This window comes from Sphingomonas silueang (genome assembly GCF_040049155.1).
Taxonomy (GTDB): Bacteria; Pseudomonadota; Alphaproteobacteria; order Sphingomonadales; family Sphingomonadaceae; genus Sphingomonas; species Sphingomonas silueang.
In genome coordinates, this window is record NZ_JBDZDK010000003.1 from 303276 (window position 1) to 317735 (window position 14460).

General features: G+C 67.6%; 16 protein-coding genes and 2 tRNA genes. 15 read left to right on the forward strand and 3 right to left on the reverse strand.

The features are described from left to right. Positions 1-59: 59 nt before the first annotated feature. Both ABLE43_RS05205 and ABLE43_RS05210 read left to right on the forward strand, forming a co-directional pair. Positions 60-791, forward strand: coding sequence for a phosphatidylserine decarboxylase (locus ABLE43_RS05205; protein ID WP_348977415.1), 732 nt, complete (start codon positions 60-62; stop codon positions 789-791). After that, positions 792-1559: a CDP-alcohol phosphatidyltransferase family protein gene (locus ABLE43_RS05210; RefSeq protein ID WP_348977416.1), complete on the forward strand. Its 768-nt coding sequence runs from the start codon at positions 792-794 to the stop codon at positions 1557-1559. It begins immediately after the preceding gene. On the opposite strand, the gene ABLE43_RS05215 is transcribed toward ABLE43_RS05210, so the two are convergent. Beyond that, the gene (locus tag ABLE43_RS05215) at positions 1522-1746 is read right to left on the reverse strand and encodes a hypothetical protein (protein ID WP_348977417.1); all 225 of its coding nucleotides are present in this window, start codon (positions 1744-1746) and stop codon (positions 1522-1524) included. The two genes, ABLE43_RS05210 and ABLE43_RS05215, sit on opposite strands and share 38 nt — an antisense overlap. Before the next feature lie 259 nt (positions 1747-2005). On the opposite strand from ABLE43_RS05215, the gene rpsB reads away from it, so the two are divergent. The 13 genes from rpsB (at position 2006) to ABLE43_RS05280 (ending at position 13784) form a co-directional block, all read left to right on the forward strand. Further along, positions 2006-2830: a 30S ribosomal protein S2 gene (gene rpsB / locus ABLE43_RS05220; protein WP_348977418.1), complete on the forward strand. Its 825-nt coding sequence runs from the start codon at positions 2006-2008 to the stop codon at positions 2828-2830. Positions 2831-2920: 90 nt separating this feature from the next. Beyond that, positions 2921-3856, forward strand: coding sequence for a translation elongation factor Ts (gene tsf, locus ABLE43_RS05225; protein WP_348977419.1), 936 nt, complete (start codon positions 2921-2923; stop codon positions 3854-3856). A 143-nt stretch (positions 3857-3999) separates the two neighbouring features. Then, a complete protein-coding gene (gene pyrH / locus ABLE43_RS05230) occupies positions 4000-4722 on the forward strand; it encodes a UMP kinase (RefSeq protein ID WP_348977420.1) in 723 nt (240 codons plus the stop codon). Between the two features lie 18 nt (positions 4723-4740). Continuing rightward, complete coding sequence (frr, locus tag ABLE43_RS05235; RefSeq protein WP_348977421.1) at positions 4741-5298, forward strand: ribosome recycling factor; 558 nt, start codon at positions 4741-4743, stop codon at positions 5296-5298. After that, the gene (locus ABLE43_RS05240) at positions 5295-6044 is read left to right on the forward strand and encodes an isoprenyl transferase (RefSeq protein ID WP_348977422.1); all 750 of its coding nucleotides are present in this window, start codon (positions 5295-5297) and stop codon (positions 6042-6044) included. Before frr ends, ABLE43_RS05240 begins: the two co-directional genes overlap by 4 nt. Then, positions 6041-6841: a phosphatidate cytidylyltransferase gene (locus ABLE43_RS05245; RefSeq protein WP_348977423.1), complete on the forward strand. Its 801-nt coding sequence runs from the start codon at positions 6041-6043 to the stop codon at positions 6839-6841. Before ABLE43_RS05240 ends, ABLE43_RS05245 begins: the two co-directional genes overlap by 4 nt. After that, positions 6838-7995 (forward strand): 1-deoxy-D-xylulose-5-phosphate reductoisomerase, encoded by a 1158-nt coding sequence (locus ABLE43_RS05250; protein WP_348977424.1) that lies wholly within the window; start codon positions 6838-6840, stop codon positions 7993-7995. Before ABLE43_RS05245 ends, ABLE43_RS05250 begins: the two co-directional genes overlap by 4 nt. Continuing rightward, the gene (locus tag ABLE43_RS05255; protein ID WP_348977425.1) at positions 7992-9125 is read left to right on the forward strand and encodes a M50 family metallopeptidase; all 1134 of its coding nucleotides are present in this window, start codon (positions 7992-7994) and stop codon (positions 9123-9125) included. The genes ABLE43_RS05250 and ABLE43_RS05255 overlap by 4 nt, the downstream gene beginning before the upstream one ends. A gap of 52 nt (positions 9126-9177) precedes the next feature. Beyond that, on the forward strand, positions 9178-11949 hold the full coding sequence (gene bamA, locus ABLE43_RS05260; protein ID WP_348977426.1) for an outer membrane protein assembly factor BamA: 2772 nt from the start codon (positions 9178-9180) through the stop codon (positions 11947-11949). Next, positions 11949-12569 (forward strand): OmpH/Skp family outer membrane protein, encoded by a 621-nt coding sequence (locus ABLE43_RS05265; protein WP_348977427.1) that lies wholly within the window; start codon positions 11949-11951, stop codon positions 12567-12569. The genes bamA and ABLE43_RS05265 overlap by 1 nt, the downstream gene beginning before the upstream one ends. 23 nt (positions 12570-12592) lie before the next feature. Continuing rightward, complete coding sequence (fabZ, locus tag ABLE43_RS05270; RefSeq protein WP_348977428.1) at positions 12593-13042, forward strand: 3-hydroxyacyl-ACP dehydratase FabZ; 450 nt, start codon at positions 12593-12595, stop codon at positions 13040-13042. A 95-nt stretch (positions 13043-13137) separates the two neighbouring features. Further along, on the forward strand, positions 13138-13368 hold the full coding sequence (gene rpmE, locus ABLE43_RS05275; protein WP_348977429.1) for a 50S ribosomal protein L31: 231 nt from the start codon (positions 13138-13140) through the stop codon (positions 13366-13368). An 86-nt stretch (positions 13369-13454) separates the two neighbouring features. Next, complete coding sequence (locus ABLE43_RS05280; protein WP_348977430.1) at positions 13455-13784, forward strand: PilZ domain-containing protein; 330 nt, start codon at positions 13455-13457, stop codon at positions 13782-13784. Between the two features lie 446 nt (positions 13785-14230). On the opposite strand, the gene ABLE43_RS05285 is transcribed toward ABLE43_RS05280, so the two are convergent. After that, positions 14231-14306: transfer RNA gene (locus ABLE43_RS05285), tRNA-Lys, on the reverse strand. A gap of 13 nt (positions 14307-14319) precedes the next feature. Further along, a tRNA-Lys gene (locus tag ABLE43_RS05290) sits at positions 14320-14395 on the reverse strand. Positions 14396-14460: the final 65 nt, after the last annotated feature.

Genomic DNA, 14460 nt, shown 5'->3' on the forward strand with positions numbered 1-14460 from the left:
AACCGCATCGCACCATGGGGCGGTTGTCAGCACGGTTCGCCTTGGGTACACCACGTTTCATGGCATCGCTCGAAAAGCCCGCGGTCGGCACCACGACCGTCAAGTGGCGCTGGCCTTCGGTTCATCCCGAAGGGCATAAATACGTCATCATCGCCGCGGTCGTCACCGCCTTCTTCGCGTTCATGGCGTGGGAGACGCTGGCGTGGCCGATGGGGCTCGTCACCCTGTGGGTCGCGTCGTTCTTCCGCGATCCGGTGCGCACCACGCCGCAGGGTGAGGGGCTGATCGTCGCGCCCGCCGACGGGCTCGTCACCATGATCCAGCGCGTCGAGCTTCCGTCCGAGCTGCGCGGCGTGAACGGCCTCGGCGACGCGCCGCTGGTGCGGGTGTCGATCTTCATGTCGGTGTTCGACGTGCACATCAACCGCACGCCGATCGCGGGCACCATCCGTCAGGTCATCTATATCTCGGGCAAGTTCCTGAACGCCGACCTCGACAAGGCGAGCGACGAGAACGAGCGCCAGCATATCGTGGTCGAGGGGCTGGACGGTCGCCGCATCGGCTTCACCCAGATCGCCGGGCTGGTCGCGCGGCGCATCGTGCCGTTCGTCAAGCCGGGCGATATCGTCGCGGTTGGCCAGCGCATCGGCCTGATCCGCTTCGGCAGCCGGGTCGACGTGTATCTGCCCGACGGGATCGAGCCACAGGTGGCACTCGGCCAGCGCAGCGTGGCGGGCGAGACGGTGCTGGGTCGCCCGGGCATCGCCGCCGCCACCGGCATCGCCCAGTAAGTGCGCCCGCCGCTGCCCGGACGGGGCATCCCGCTGCGCGCCATCGCGCCCAATGCCGTCACCGCGCTGGCGCTGTGTTCGGGGCTGACCGGCATCCGCTTCGCCATCGGCGGCGAATGGGAACGCGCGGTGCTGATGGTGCTGATCGCGGGCGTGCTCGACGGGCTCGACGGACGGGTCGCGCGCCTCGTTCGCGGCGAGAGCAAATTCGGGGCGGAGCTCGATTCGCTCTCCGACGCGATCTCGTTCGGGGTGTCGCCCGCGCTCATCATCTATCTGTGGGCGCTGCTGGCCGAGCCGCGCGTCGGCTGGATCGTGTGCCTCGTCTATGCGGTGTTCACCGCGCTGCGCCTCGCCCGGTTCAACGCCCGGATCGACATAGCGGAACAGCCGCACAAGTCCGCGGGGTTCCTCACCGGAATCCCGGCACCGGCAGGCGCGGGGCTGGCCATGCTGCCGCTCTACATCTGGATCTGGAGCGGGGAGGAACTGTTTCGCTCGCCATGGCTGGTCGCACCCTGGGTCGCGTTCGTCGCGTTCCTGATGGTGTCGAGCCTCGCCACCTACAGCTGGTCATCGCTCAAGCTGCGGCGCAACGCCCGGTTCGAGGCGATCGTCGCAGTGGTGGCGGTTGCCGCCGCGCTGGTTTCGGCACCCTGGGAAACGCTGACCGTCGTCTGCCTCGCCTATCTGGCGACCTTGCCGCTCAGCATCCGGAGCTATGCGAAGGTCAGGCGGCAACGCGAAGCGGCGCTGCCTCGGGGCTGAATCCGCGCTGGCGAATCACCCCGCGCCGGGAGGTCAGGCGCACCGGCGGCAGCGGTTCGAGGGTCGTCTCCGGTCCGCTCCGCAGCAACCGGGCGATGCGTTCGCGGGCGGGCAGCAGCGTGCCGACGATCGTGGCGACGGCGATGAGGAAAGCGAACGCGAACAAAGCACTAGCAAACAGGGCCATCTCGTAACTCCCCGATGTGCGAGCCGGCTGTCCATGCTCGCGGCGGAATGAACCGACCGGTTCCGACCCGGTTCCACAATCCGCTTCCGATCGCTTTATGTTCTCAAATCGTTCCGCCCGTCAAGGCTTGAACGGTACGCTGGCGTGCGCTAAGGGGCGCGTCTCAACCCCACATGGGAAGCGCACATACCGGTGCCCGAGCCTTCGGCTCGACAAGGGTTCCTGCTTCCCAGAGGCTTTAACCGGAAGGAATGATCCTATGGCGGCACCCGTCGTCACCATGCAGGCCCTGCTCGAATCGGGCGCGCACTTCGGCCACCAGACCCACCGCTGGAACCCGAAGATGAAGCCCTATATCTTCGGCGACCGCAACGGCGTCCACATCCTCGACCTGTCGCAGACCGTGCCGCTGTTCGCGCGCGCGCTCGAATTCGTGTCGTCGACCGTCGCGTCGGGCGGCAAGGTGCTGTTCGTCGGCACCAAGCGTCAGGCGCAGGAGCCGATCGCCGAGGCCGCGCGCAAGTCGGGCCAGCATTTCGTCAACCACCGCTGGCTGGGCGGCATGCTCACCAACTGGAAGACGATCAGCAACTCGATCAAGCGCCTGAAGGCGCTCGAGGAGCAGCTGTCGGGCGACACGCACGGCCTGACCAAGAAGGAAGTGCTGAACCTGACCCGCGAGCGCGACAAGCTCGAACTGTCGCTCGGCGGCATCCGCGACCTGGGCGGCATCCCGGACATCATGTTCGTGATCGACGCGAACAAGGAAGAGCTGGCGATCAAGGAAGCCAACACGCTCGGCATCCCGGTCGTCGCGATCCTCGACTCGAACGTCTCGCCGGACGGCATCGCCTTCCCGGTGCCCGCGAACGACGACGCGAGCCGCGCGATCCGCCTGTACTGCGAAGCCGTGGCGATCGCCGCGACCCGCGGCGGGCAGCAGGCGATGGCCTATTCGGGCCGCGATCTGGGTGCGATGGACGAGCCGCCCGCCGAGGAAGCGCTGACCGCCGAGCCGGAGCATCCCGCCGCCGCGACCACCCCGGAAACCGCGCACGAGGGCGAGCGTCAGATCGACGCCTGACCTGTCACGGAACTGACGTGCGGGCGGGGCAGGGCGCAACACGCGCTGCCTCGCCCGCAACCATATTCAAACCCTATCAGGAGCCAAGCCATGGCAGAAGTTACCGCCGCCGCCGTCAAGGAACTGCGTGAGCGCTCGGGCGCGGGCATGATGGACTGCAAGAAGGCGCTGTCCGAAACCGGCGGCGACATGGAAGCCGCCGTCGACTGGCTGCGCACCAAGGGCCTTGCCGCCGTCGCCAAGAAGTCGAGCCGCACCGCCGCCGAGGGTCTCGTCGGCGTCGCCGTTGCGGGGACCAAGGGCGTCGCGATCGAGGTGAACAGCCAGACCGACTTCGTGGCCAAGAACGACCAGTTCCAGAGCTTCGTGCGCGACGTGGTCGCGATCGCGCTGGAGAAGGGCGACGACATCGAGGCGCTGAAGACCCAGGCGATGCCGAACGGCGGCACCGTCGAGGACGCGCTGGTCGCCAACATCTCGACCATCGGCGAGAATCAGGTGCTGCGTCGCGCGAAGGCGGTCGAAGTGGCGCAGGGCGCGGTGATCCCGTACGTCCACAACGCCGCCGCGCCGGGCCTCGGCAAGATCGGCGTGCTGGTCGCGCTGGAATCGGATGCTGGCGTCGACGTGCTCGAGCCGCTCGGCAAGCAGATCGCGATGCACATCGCCGCCGCCTTCCCGCTGGCGCTGTCGGTCGACCAGCTCGATCCGGAAGTCGTCGAGCGTGAAGCGACGATCCTGCGCGAGAAGAACGCGGAGAAGATCGTCGGCAAGTCGCCCGAGGTCGCCGAGAAGATCCTCAACGGCCCGATCGAGAAGTTCAAGAAGGAGAACGCGCTGCTGACCCAGGCGTTCGTCATGGACGGCAAGACCCCGGTCGGCGACGTGGTCGCCAGCGCCGCCAAGGACGCCGGCACGACGATCGTGCTCAAGGACTATGTCCGCTTCCAGCTGGGCGAAGGCATCGAGAAGGAAGAGAGCGACTTCGCCGCCGAAGTCGCCGCGACGGCGGGCCTGACCAAGTAAGGTCACCGGCCGTCCGATGCGTTGCGGGCCGCAGGGACGTTGGTTCCTGCGGCCCGTTTTGTATTGGCATAACGTCGCTTGGCTTTGGCCGCGCCCGCGTCTAGGGTCCGCCGCGCTCCCGCTCAGCCATTTTCGCAGGTTCCATGACCCGTCCCCGCTTCAACCGCATCCTCCTGAAACTGTCCGGCGAGGTCCTGATGGGATCGCGCCAGTTCGGCATCGATCCGGCGATGTGCGACCGCGTCGCGCGCGAGATCCAGGCGGCGCAGGGCGAGGGGCATGAGGTCTGCATCGTCGTCGGCGGCGGCAACATCTTCCGCGGCGTGGCGGGTGCGGCGCAGGGGTTCGAGCGCGCGAGCGCCGACTACATGGGCATGCTGGCCACCGTCATGAACGCGCTGGCGATGCAGAATGCGCTGGAACAGATCGGCGTCGCGACGCGGGTGCAGTCGGCGATCCCGATGGCATCGGTGTGCGAACCCTATATCCGCCGCCGCGCCGTGCGCCACATGGAGAAGGGCCGCGTCGTGATCTTCGCCGCCGGTACCGGCAGCCCGTTCTTCACCACCGACACCACCGCCGCGCTCCGCGCCGCCGAGATGAACTGCGAGGCGCTGTTCAAGGGCACCAGCGTCGACGGCGTGTACGACGCCGATCCCAAGAAGGTGCCGACCGCCAAGCGCTACGACACGCTGGGCTTCGGGCAGGTGCTGGCCGACGACCTGAAGGTCATGGACGCATCGGCGGTGGCGCTGTGCCGCGACAACAATATCCCGATCGTCGTCTTCAACATCCGCGACGAAGGCAATCTCGCCGCCGTGCTGGCGGGCGAGGGCACCTCGACGATCGTCCAGAACAACGCTTGATAGATAAGGAACACCGTTATGGCCGCCTATAACAAGGCCGATCTGGAGCGCCGCATGGCCGGTGCCGTCGAATCGCTGAAGGGCGATCTGGCGGGCCTGCGGACCGGCCGCGCGTCGGTGTCGCTGCTCGATCCGGTGACCGTCGAGGTCTATGGCTCGCACATGCCGCTGGTATCGGTGGCGACCGTCTCCGCGCCCGAGCCGCGGATGCTGTCGGTGCAGGTGTGGGACAAGTCGAACGTCGGCCCGACCGACAAGGCGATCCGCTCGGCGGGCCTCGGCCTCAACCCGATCGTCGACGGACAGACGCTGCGCCTGCCGATCCCCGACCTGACCGAGGAACGCCGCAAGGAACTGGCCAAGCTGGCGGGCAAATATGCCGAGCAGGCACGCATCGCGGTGCGCAACGTGCGGCGCGACGGCATGGAAAGCCTGAAGACCGACGAGAAGAAGGGCGTCTATTCGGAAGACGAGCGCAAGCGGCTCGAAACCGAAGTGCAGAAGATGACCGACGCGACGATCGCCGAACTGGATGCGGCGGCCAGCGCGAAGGAAAAGGAAATCCTCGGCAAGTGAGGCCGTTCGCCGCGCGCGCATCGGCTCCGGCGGCGCGCCCGGAGCAGGGGCTGCCGATTCCCCGCCATGTCGCGATCATCATGGACGGCAACGGGCGCTGGGCGAAGGCGCGGCACCTGCCGCGCATCGCCGGGCATCGTCAGGGCGTGGAGGCGGTGCGCCGCATCACCCGCGCCGCGCGCGCGATGGGGATCGAGGCGCTGACGCTCTATGCCTTCTCCTCCGAGAACTGGCGGCGTCCGGAAGAGGAGATCGGCGACCTGATGGGGTTGCTGCGCCACTTCCTGCGCAACGAACTGGCGGAACTAGTGGAGGAGGGGGTGCGGCTGCGCATCCTCGGCAACTGGCGCGCGCTGTCGGGCGATCTGGTCGCGCTGCTCGACGATGCGATCGCGCGCACCGCTACCAATACGGGGCCGATCCTCGCGATCGCGCTCAACTATGGCGCGCAGGCGGAGCTGGCGGCGGCGGCGCGGCGGCTGGCCGAGAAGGTCGCGGCGGGCATGCCGGTGGGAGCGATCGACGAGGCGGCGATCGAGCGCGAGCTGGACACGCACGACCTGCCCCCGCTCGACCTGATGATCCGCACCTCGGGCGAGCAGCGGCTGTCCAATTTCCTGTTGTGGCAGGCGGCCTATGCCGAGCTGCTGTTCGTCGACACGCTGTGGCCCGATTTCGACGATGCCGCGCTGGCGGATGCGGTCGCGGCGTTCGGGCGGCGGCAGCGCCGGTTCGGGGGCCTGTGACGCCGCCGGGCACCGATCCCGTCCAGCGTCGCAAGTCGGACCTTGCGGTCCGGACCGTGGCCAGCATGGGGATGATCGCGGTCGCGGCGGCGGCGCTGTGGGTCGGACAGTTCGCCTTCTGGCTGCTGGCGACCGTCGGCACCCTCTTCATGATGGCCGAATGGGCCGATCTGCAGAAGGTGTCGCGCGAGCACAAGCGACTGGCGCAGTTCGCGCTGATGGTGCCGCTGGCGATCCTGTCGCCATGGGCGGCGGGGCCGGGGTTCCTGACGCTGGGCCTGATCGCGGGTGCGGCGTTCTTCATCGTCATCACCACCCGGTCGGTGCCGCTCGCGCGCGGGATCGTCTATTGCGGGTTGCCCGCGCTGTCGATCGTGCTGTTGCGTGCGCTCGACGGCGGATTGCTGCTGGCGTTCTGGGCGATGGCGCTGGTGTGGACCTGCGACATCGGCGCCTATTTCGCCGGACGCTCGATCGGCGGGCCGAAGCTGGCACCGACGATCAGCCCGAACAAGACCTGGGCCGGACTGATCGGCGGGGTCGCGGCATCGGGGTTGTTCGGCGGCGTGCTCCATGAATTCGGCCTGCCGTTCCATCTGGCGGCGTTCACGCCGGTGCTGGCCGTGCTGGCGCAGATGGGCGACCTGTACGAAAGCCAGATGAAGCGTGCGGCCGGGGTTAAGGATTCGGGCAACATCCTGCCCGGCCACGGCGGGGTGATGGACCGGCTGGACGGGCTGGTGCCGGTCGCGCCCGCCGCCGCGCTGATCGTGTTGCTGATCGGATATTACGGATGAAGCGGATCACCATCCTCGGTGCGACCGGATCGGTGGGCAGTTCGACGCTCGACCTGATCGAGCGCAACCCCGATGCGTTCGCGGTCGAGGCGCTGACCGCGCATCGCGACGTTGCGAAGCTGGCGGCGGCGGCGAAGCGGGTCGGCGCGAAGCTGGCGGCGGTCGGCGACGAGGCCTGCCTGCCCGTGCTGCGCGACGCGCTGTCGGGGAGCGGGATTGAGGCGGCGGGCGGCGCGCAGGCGGTGGCGGATGCCGCCGCGCGCCCGGTCGACTGGACCATGGCGGCGATCGTCGGCACGGCGGGACTGAAGCCGGTGATGGCGGCGCTGGCACGCGGCGGCGCGGTGGCGCTGGCCAACAAGGAGGCGCTGGTGTCGGCGGGCGAGGTCATGATGGCCGCCGCGCGCCAGGCGGGCACGACGCTGCTGCCGGTGGACAGCGAGCATAATGCGATCTTCCAGTGCCTCGACGACATCCCGCCCGAGCGCATCCGCCGCATCATCCTGACCGCGAGCGGCGGCCCGTTCCGCACCCGTACGCTGGACGAGATGCAGGGCATCACGCCCGAACAGGCCGTCGCGCATCCCAACTGGTCGATGGGCGCCAAGATCTCGGTCGATTCGGCGACGATGATGAACAAGGGCCTCGAACTGATCGAGGCGTTCCACCTGTTCCCGGTGGCGGTCGAGCAGCTCGAGGTGCTGGTCCATTGCCAGTCGGTCATCCATTCGATGGTCGAATATGTCGACGGGTCGACGCTGGCACAGCTCGGATCGCCCGACATGCGCGTGCCGATCGCCCATGCGCTGGCATGGCCGGACCGGATGGCGACGCCCTGTACCCCGCTCGACCTCGCAAGCGTCGGCAGGTTGGACTTTGAAGCGCCTGATATGGTTCGGTTTCCCGCGCTGGCGCTGGCGCGCTCCGCACTGTCGGCGGGCGGCGGGCGTCCGGCGATCCTGAATGCCGCCAACGAAGTCGCGGTCGCGGCGTTTCTGGAACGCCGCATCGGCTTCCTCGAAATTGCCGCAATCGTCGCGGATGTCCTGACACGCTACGACCCGCCGGGTCCGCAGACGCTCGACGCCGTACTGGCGATCGATGCCGAAGCGCGCGCCCTGGCGCGGCAGCGGGTGAAGGATTGCGCGGCTTGATCGAAACTCCCGGTGTGCTGCTTACCGTGGCTGCGTTCCTGCTGGTGCTGGGGCCGCTGGTCTTCCTGCACGAGCTTGGCCATTATCTCGCCGGACGCTGGTTCGGGGTCGGCGTGGAAGCGTTCTCGATCGGCTTCGGGCGGGAGGTCGCGGGCTTCACCGACCGGCATGGTACCCGCTGGAAGTTCGGCTGGCTGCCGCTGGGCGGCTATGTCCGCTTCGCGGGCGACATGAACCCGGCATCGCAACCCGATGCGGCATGGCTGCAACTGCCGCCGCAGGAGCGTGCCCGCACGTTCCAGGCGAAGCCGGTGTGGCAGCGCGCGATCATCGTCGCCGCCGGGCCGTTCGTGAACCTGGCGATCGCCGTCGCGATCCTCGGCGGGTTCGCCGCGGCTTATGGCGTCGACCGCACCCCGGCGACGATCGGGCGGGTGGTGGAGGGCAGCGCCGCCGCCGCCGCCGGGCTGCGCGCCGGGGACCGGATCGTCGCGATCGACGGGCGCGCGATCGATACCTTCGGCGACCTGTCCTTCTACGTCTCGCTGCGTCCGGGCGAGGCCGCCCGGATCGCCTATCTGCGGGACGGCGCCGAACGCACGACCGACGCGGTGATCGGCGCGGTGCAGCAGCGCGACCGCTTCGGCAACAGCGCGCGCATCGGCCGGTTCGGCGTCGAGCGCGGTCCGCCGGTCTATGCCCCGGTCCCGCTGTGGCAGGCTCCGGCGGAGGGCGTGCGCATGGTCGGCGCGATCCTGCGCGGCACCGTGGACGGGCTGGGTCAGATCATCACCGGCCGCCGCTCGGTCGAGGAAATGGGCGGTCCGCTGCGCATCGCCAAGACATCGGGCGAGCAATTGTCGCTCGGCTGGCCCGCGCTGGTCACGTTCATCGCGTTCGTTTCCATTAATCTGGGATTCATCAACCTGTTGCCAGTTCCGATGCTGGATGGCGGGCATCTGATGTTCTATGCGATCGAGGCGGTGAAGCGCAGCCCGGTGAGCGCGCAGACGATGGAATGGGCATTTCGCGGCGGGCTGGCGCTGCTGCTGGCGCTGATGATCTTCGTGACGATGAACGATCTGGGGGCATTCGGCGTGTGGCGGGGGCTGGCCGGCTTGATCGGTTGACCGCGTTGGGGCAGGGCGCAATCGGTCCTGATAAAAAGTTCCTCCGGTTGGGATGGGTTTGGTGAGCGCAAGCAAGTTTTCTATTCATGGCGGATGCGGTGTCGCGCTGCTGGCGGGCACGATGCTGTCGGGCACCGCCGCCCTTGCGCAGGCGCGTCAGCCGGTGCCCGCGCCGCGTGTCGCGACGCCCGCGCCCGCGGTCGCCGCCACTCCGGCCGCCCCGGTGCGGACCATCCGCTCGCTGAGGGTCGAGGGCGCGCAGCGGATCGAGCCGGATACGGTGCTGTCCTATACCAAGCTGCGGGTCGGCGCGCCCTATACCGCCGAGACGCTCGATCAGGCGATCAAGGACCTGTATGCGTCCGACCTGCTCGCCGACGTATCGATCGAGGGGGCGGAGACGAGCGACATCGTCGTCCGCGTCCGGGAGAATCCGATCATCAACCGCGTGGTGCTGGAGGGCAACAAGCGGCTGAAGGACGACAAGATCACCAAGGAGATCAAGCTCGCCCCGCGGCAGATCTTCACCCGCACCGCGGTGCGCGCCGACGTGGCGCGGATCATCGAGCTGTATCGCCGCCAGGGCCGCTTCGCCGCGAACGTCGAGCCGAAGATGGTCATGCTCGACCAGAACCGCGTCGACGTGATCTTCGAGATCCAGGAGGGCGCCAAGTCCAAGGTCCGCCAGATCAACATCCTCGGCAACGAGGTGTTCGACGATTCGACGCTGCGCAGCGAGATGTACACCAAGCAGTCGCGGCCGTGGCGCATCTTCAGCTCGGCGACCAGCTATGACCAGGATCGCCTTGCGGCGGACCAGCAGAAGCTGCGGCAGTTCTACCTGACCAACGGCTATGCCGATTTCCGCGTTATCTCGGCGGTCGCCGAACTGACGCCGGACAAGGAAGACTTCATCATCACCTATGTGGTGGAGGAAGGTAAGCGCTACAAGTTCGGCGACGTGACGGTCGAGAGCGCGATCCGCGACTTCGACGGTCCGGCACTCGCCAAGACGCTGCCGATGAAGAAGGGCGACTGGTACAACGCCAAGCAGGTCGAGGATTCGATCGACCAGCTGAGCGAATATGCCGGGCTGTTCGGCTATGCCTTCACCGACGTGCGGCCGGAATTCACGCCGGATCGTGAAAACCTGACCATGACGATCGGCTTCTTCCTCAACGAAGCCAACCGTACGTATGTCGAGAAGATCGACATCACCGGCAATACCCAGACGCAGGACCGCGTGATCCGCCGCGAGTTCCGCGTGGCGGAGGGGGATGCGTTCAACGCCTTCCTCATCAAGCGGTCGCAGGACCGGATCAACTCGCTCGGCTATTTCCAGGACAAGTTCGAGATCGAGCGCAAGGAAGGCTCCTCGCCCGACCGCATCGTGCTGGCCGCGAACGTCGAGGAGAAGTCGACCGGCGAACTGACGCTGTCGGCGGGCTTCTCCAGCCTCGAACGCTTCATCGTCCAGGCATCGATCCGCCAGCGCAACTTCCGCGGCAAGGGGCAGGATCTTCAGGCGTCGGTCAACTATTCGACCTATCAGAAGTCGATCGAGCTTGGCTTCACCGAACCCTATCTGTTCGACAAGAACGTCGCGCTCGGCGGCACGCTGTTCCGGCGCGACTTCAACTCGTTCAACTTCGTCAACAGCAACCGCAACACGACCTATACCAACGTGTCGACCGGCGGGCAGATCGTCGCCAGCGTGCCGCTGACCGAATATTGGACGCTGTCGGGCCGCTACCAGCTGAGCCAGGACGATATCGGGCTGGACGAATCGCAGTTCTTCACCAACGGGGTCTGCGATCCGGTGCGTGCCGGGCGCTATCTGTGCGAGGCGATCGGCAACCGGTTGACCAGCATGGTCGGGCTGAACCTGATCTTCGACAATCTCAACAACCGCATCCGGCCGTCGCGCGGGCAGCGGCTGGTGTCCGGCGTCGACTTCGCGGGTCTGGGCGGCGACGTGCGCTATGTCCGCGCGCGCGGCGACTTCGACAAATACTGGAACCTCGGCGGCTTCGTGCTCTCGGCCGGGATCGAGGGCGGCTATATCCACGCGCTGCAAAAGAGCCCCGGCGAGGGGATCGACGCGGTGCGGATCGTCGATCGCTTCCAGCTCGGCGAGCCGCAGTTCCGCGGCTTCGACATCCGCGGCGTCGGCCCGCGCGTGCAGCGTCAGCGCTACACCGGGTCGGTCGCGGGCGGCGACCAGGCGGTCATCACCGATCGCCAGCAGCTGATCGACGATCCGCTGGGCGGCAAGGCCTATTATCTCGGCAAGCTCGAACTCGAGCCGCCGCTGGGGTCGGGCATCGCCGAACTGGGGCTGCGCCCTTCGATCTTCATCCAGGCCGGTGCACTGTTCGGCGTCACCCGCCCGCTGCCGACGATCGCGTTCGAGCAGGCGAAGAACGCCGACGGGTCGCTGCGCTTCAACCAGGACGGTTCGCCGTCGCTGCTGCCGCAGACGACGCTGACCAAGACGACCGACGGCCTTCAGGTCTACAACAACCAGTTCACCGACGCGAGCGGGGCCACCAACTTCCGCCAGACGACCTGCGCCACCGGCTATTCCTCGACGATCGGCGGCACCTGCGTCGGCGGCGAGACCAACACCATCGCCACCACCACGACCGATCCGTTCCTCGAACGCTTCCTCGGCGATTCGGCCCGACCGCGCCTGTCGATCGGTGTCGGCGTGAACTGGAACTCGCCGTTCGGGCCGCTCCGGATCGATCTGGCGCGCGCCTTGCTGAGCCAGCCCGGCGACGACAAGAAGCTCATTACCTTCAACGTAGGGACTCAATTCTGATGCGTACGCTCACCCAGGCGGCGGTTGCCGCACTCGCCCTCACCGCCGCTGCCCCCGCCTTTGCGCAGGCGCTGCCCGACGCGAAGATCGCGGTCGTCGATTCGGACCGGATCCTGCGCGACTGCACCGCGTGCCGCGCCGCCAACACCCAGCTTCAGGCACAGCAGACCGCGCTGGAAACCCAGGCACGCAGCCAGTTCCAGCCGCTCCAGACCGAGCAGACCGCGCTCCAGACCGCGCTTCAGGCCGCCAACGGCAACCCGGACGCCGCGCTCCAGACCCGCATCCGCAATTTCCAGCAGCGCCAGCAGACGATCCAGCAGCAGCTCGCGCCGCAGCAGCAGCAGCTCGAGCGCAACGCGCAGTACGTCCAGCAGCAGATCGGCCAGCGGCTGGTGCAGGTGATCCAGACCGTCGCGGCGCAGCGCGGTGCCACGATCGCCGTCGCCAAGGGCAGCACCTTCTACAACGCCCCCGCCGTCGAGATCACCGATGCGGTGCTGACCGCACTCAACGCCGCGCTGCCGAGCGTCAGCGTCACCGCCCCGGCACAGGCCGCCCCGGCCGCCGCCACCCCGGCGCCCGCCGCCGGCACCCGTCCGGCACCGACGGGCCGCTGATCGTGGCAGGGGAGGCGACCGCGATGGGGCCGCTCGACGTCACGCGGGTGATGGCGGCGATCCCGCATCGCTACCCCATGCTGCTGGTCGATCGCGTCGCGGAGCTGATCCCCGACCGGTCGATCACGGCGATCAAGGCGGTGACGATCAACGAAGGCTTCTTCCAGGGGCATTTCCCCGGTCGTCCGATCATGCCCGGCGTGCTGATCGTCGAGGCGCTGGCGCAGGCGGCGGGCATCCTCGCGGTCGAGAGCCTCGGCCTCGCCGGGTCGGGCAAGCTGGTGTACTTCATGTCGATCGACGGCGTGAAGTTCCGCAAGCCGGTCGAGCCGGGCGTCCTGCTGACGCTGGAGGCCGAGTTCCTGCAGAAGCGTGCGCGCGTCTGCAAATTTGCGGGCAAGGCGCGGATCGACGGCGAGCTCGCCGCCGAATGCGAGTTCACCGCGATGATCGCCGATCCGCCCAAGGCCTGAGCGGTACCGCGATGTTGCTATTGGGGGCGCGTCCGTGTACGGGCGCGCCTTCGCTTATGGGCTGGTCGGAACCAGCCGTTTTCGGAGAAGAGCGCATGAAGAAAGATACCCACCCCGACTATCACACCATCAAGGTGCAGATGACCGACGGCACCGTGTTCGAGACCCGCTCGACCTGGGGCAAGGAAGGCGACACGATGCAGCTCGACATCGATCCGCTGGCGCACCCGGCATGGACCGGTGGCCGTGGCCAGATGCTGGATTCGGGCGGCCAGGTCGCGCGCTTCAACAAGCGTTTCGGCGGGCTCACGCTCGGCAAGAAGTAAGATCGGTACGCTCGTGCGCCGTGGTTCGTAAGGCTTTGCTAACCACGGCGCGCTAGATTTTGTCCCTACGAAGGAGTGGGGAAACGATGTTCGCCGCGGAATATGAACCGGCCCAGCCCAACGGGCGCCGTCGCAGCCCCCGGGCTCCGGTGTCGCTGGACGCCGATCTCGGGCGCGGCGGGCTCGACCGGACCTTGTGCAAGGTCGTCGACATCTCCGTCCACGGCGTTCGCATCCAGACCTATTCCGCGCTCGCCAAAGGTGCGATGCTGTGGCTCACGTTGCCCGGCATCCCCGGCCCGCGTGCCGTGCGGGTGGTACGCGCGGGCGATTACGACGCGGGCTGCGAATTCATCGAGACGCTGGAAATGGACGAGTTCGAGCGGCTGCTGGAACTGAACGCCCGGCGGCATTGAGGGCGAGCGACCACCTGGCTGGCTACCAGTTCAGCCCAGGCGTGCGCTCCGCAAGGAGCGGCCGTTCGATGACAGGTATTGCCTCAAAGCGAGCAAAGGGCACGGTCGCTAATCATCACTGGGCGCGATAGCATCGGTCATGCTCCAGAGCACAGCGCCGCAGGCCACCCTCATCGTTGCCGCTATGACCATGGTCGGGGGACTGGTCGGTTGGTTCAGTCGAGGGTTCGCGTTCCTAGTGCGTGGCTGGAGTTCGAGGGCGGCACGCACACACCATCGGCCGGCATGATGGCCGGGCTGACCGAGGCTGAGCGTCGGACCGCCGAGGTGCGCTCCCAGGCGCAGGAGCGAGCAGCGCGGTAGAAATGTGGCTGAGAGCGCGCCGGTGACCACACAGAGCGACCCCGCAATGGGTGGCTAAATGCCATCTTGTCGCTGAGGGGAAATGGCGGACGCACTTGGGCTCGAACCAAGGACCCGCTGATTAAGAGTCAGCTGCTCTACCAACTGAGCTATGCGTCCATGCGCGGACAGGTGGTGGACGCACTTGGGCTCGAACCAAGGACCCGCTGATTAAGAGTCAGCTGCTCTACCAACTGAGCTATGCGTCCGTCGCCTGGGCGATGGGGCGGGGCGACCGGGGCCGTTCCGCCGTTGGAGCGCGGCCTTTAGCGAA

Bases quoted from the DNA above. Each gene is read 5' to 3' on its own strand.
- ABLE43_RS05205 (WP_348977415.1), top strand. From the start codon at position 60: ATGGCATCGCTCGAAAAGCCCGCGGTCGGCACCACGACCGTCAAGTGG.
- ABLE43_RS05215 (WP_348977417.1), bottom strand. From the start codon at position 1,746: ATGGCCCTGTTTGCTAGTGCTTTGTTCGCGTTCGCTTTCCTCATCGCC.
- fabZ (WP_348977428.1), top strand. From the start codon at position 12,593: ATGGGGCCGCTCGACGTCACGCGGGTGATGGCGGCGATCCCGCATCGC.
- tsf (WP_348977419.1), top strand. From the start codon at position 2,921: ATGGCAGAAGTTACCGCCGCCGCCGTCAAGGAACTGCGTGAGCGCTCG.
- bamA (WP_348977426.1), top strand. From the start codon at position 9,178: ATGGGTTTGGTGAGCGCAAGCAAGTTTTCTATTCATGGCGGATGCGGT.
- ABLE43_RS05250 (WP_348977424.1), top strand. From the start codon at position 6,838: ATGAAGCGGATCACCATCCTCGGTGCGACCGGATCGGTGGGCAGTTCG.
- pyrH (WP_348977420.1), top strand. From the start codon at position 4,000: ATGACCCGTCCCCGCTTCAACCGCATCCTCCTGAAACTGTCCGGCGAG.
- ABLE43_RS05265 (WP_348977427.1), top strand. From the start codon at position 11,949: ATGCGTACGCTCACCCAGGCGGCGGTTGCCGCACTCGCCCTCACCGCC.
- rpsB (WP_348977418.1), top strand. From the start codon at position 2,006: ATGGCGGCACCCGTCGTCACCATGCAGGCCCTGCTCGAATCGGGCGCG.
- ABLE43_RS05280 (WP_348977430.1), top strand. From the start codon at position 13,455: ATGTTCGCCGCGGAATATGAACCGGCCCAGCCCAACGGGCGCCGTCGC.
- frr (WP_348977421.1), top strand. From the start codon at position 4,741: ATGGCCGCCTATAACAAGGCCGATCTGGAGCGCCGCATGGCCGGTGCC.
- rpmE (WP_348977429.1), top strand. From the start codon at position 13,138: ATGAAGAAAGATACCCACCCCGACTATCACACCATCAAGGTGCAGATG.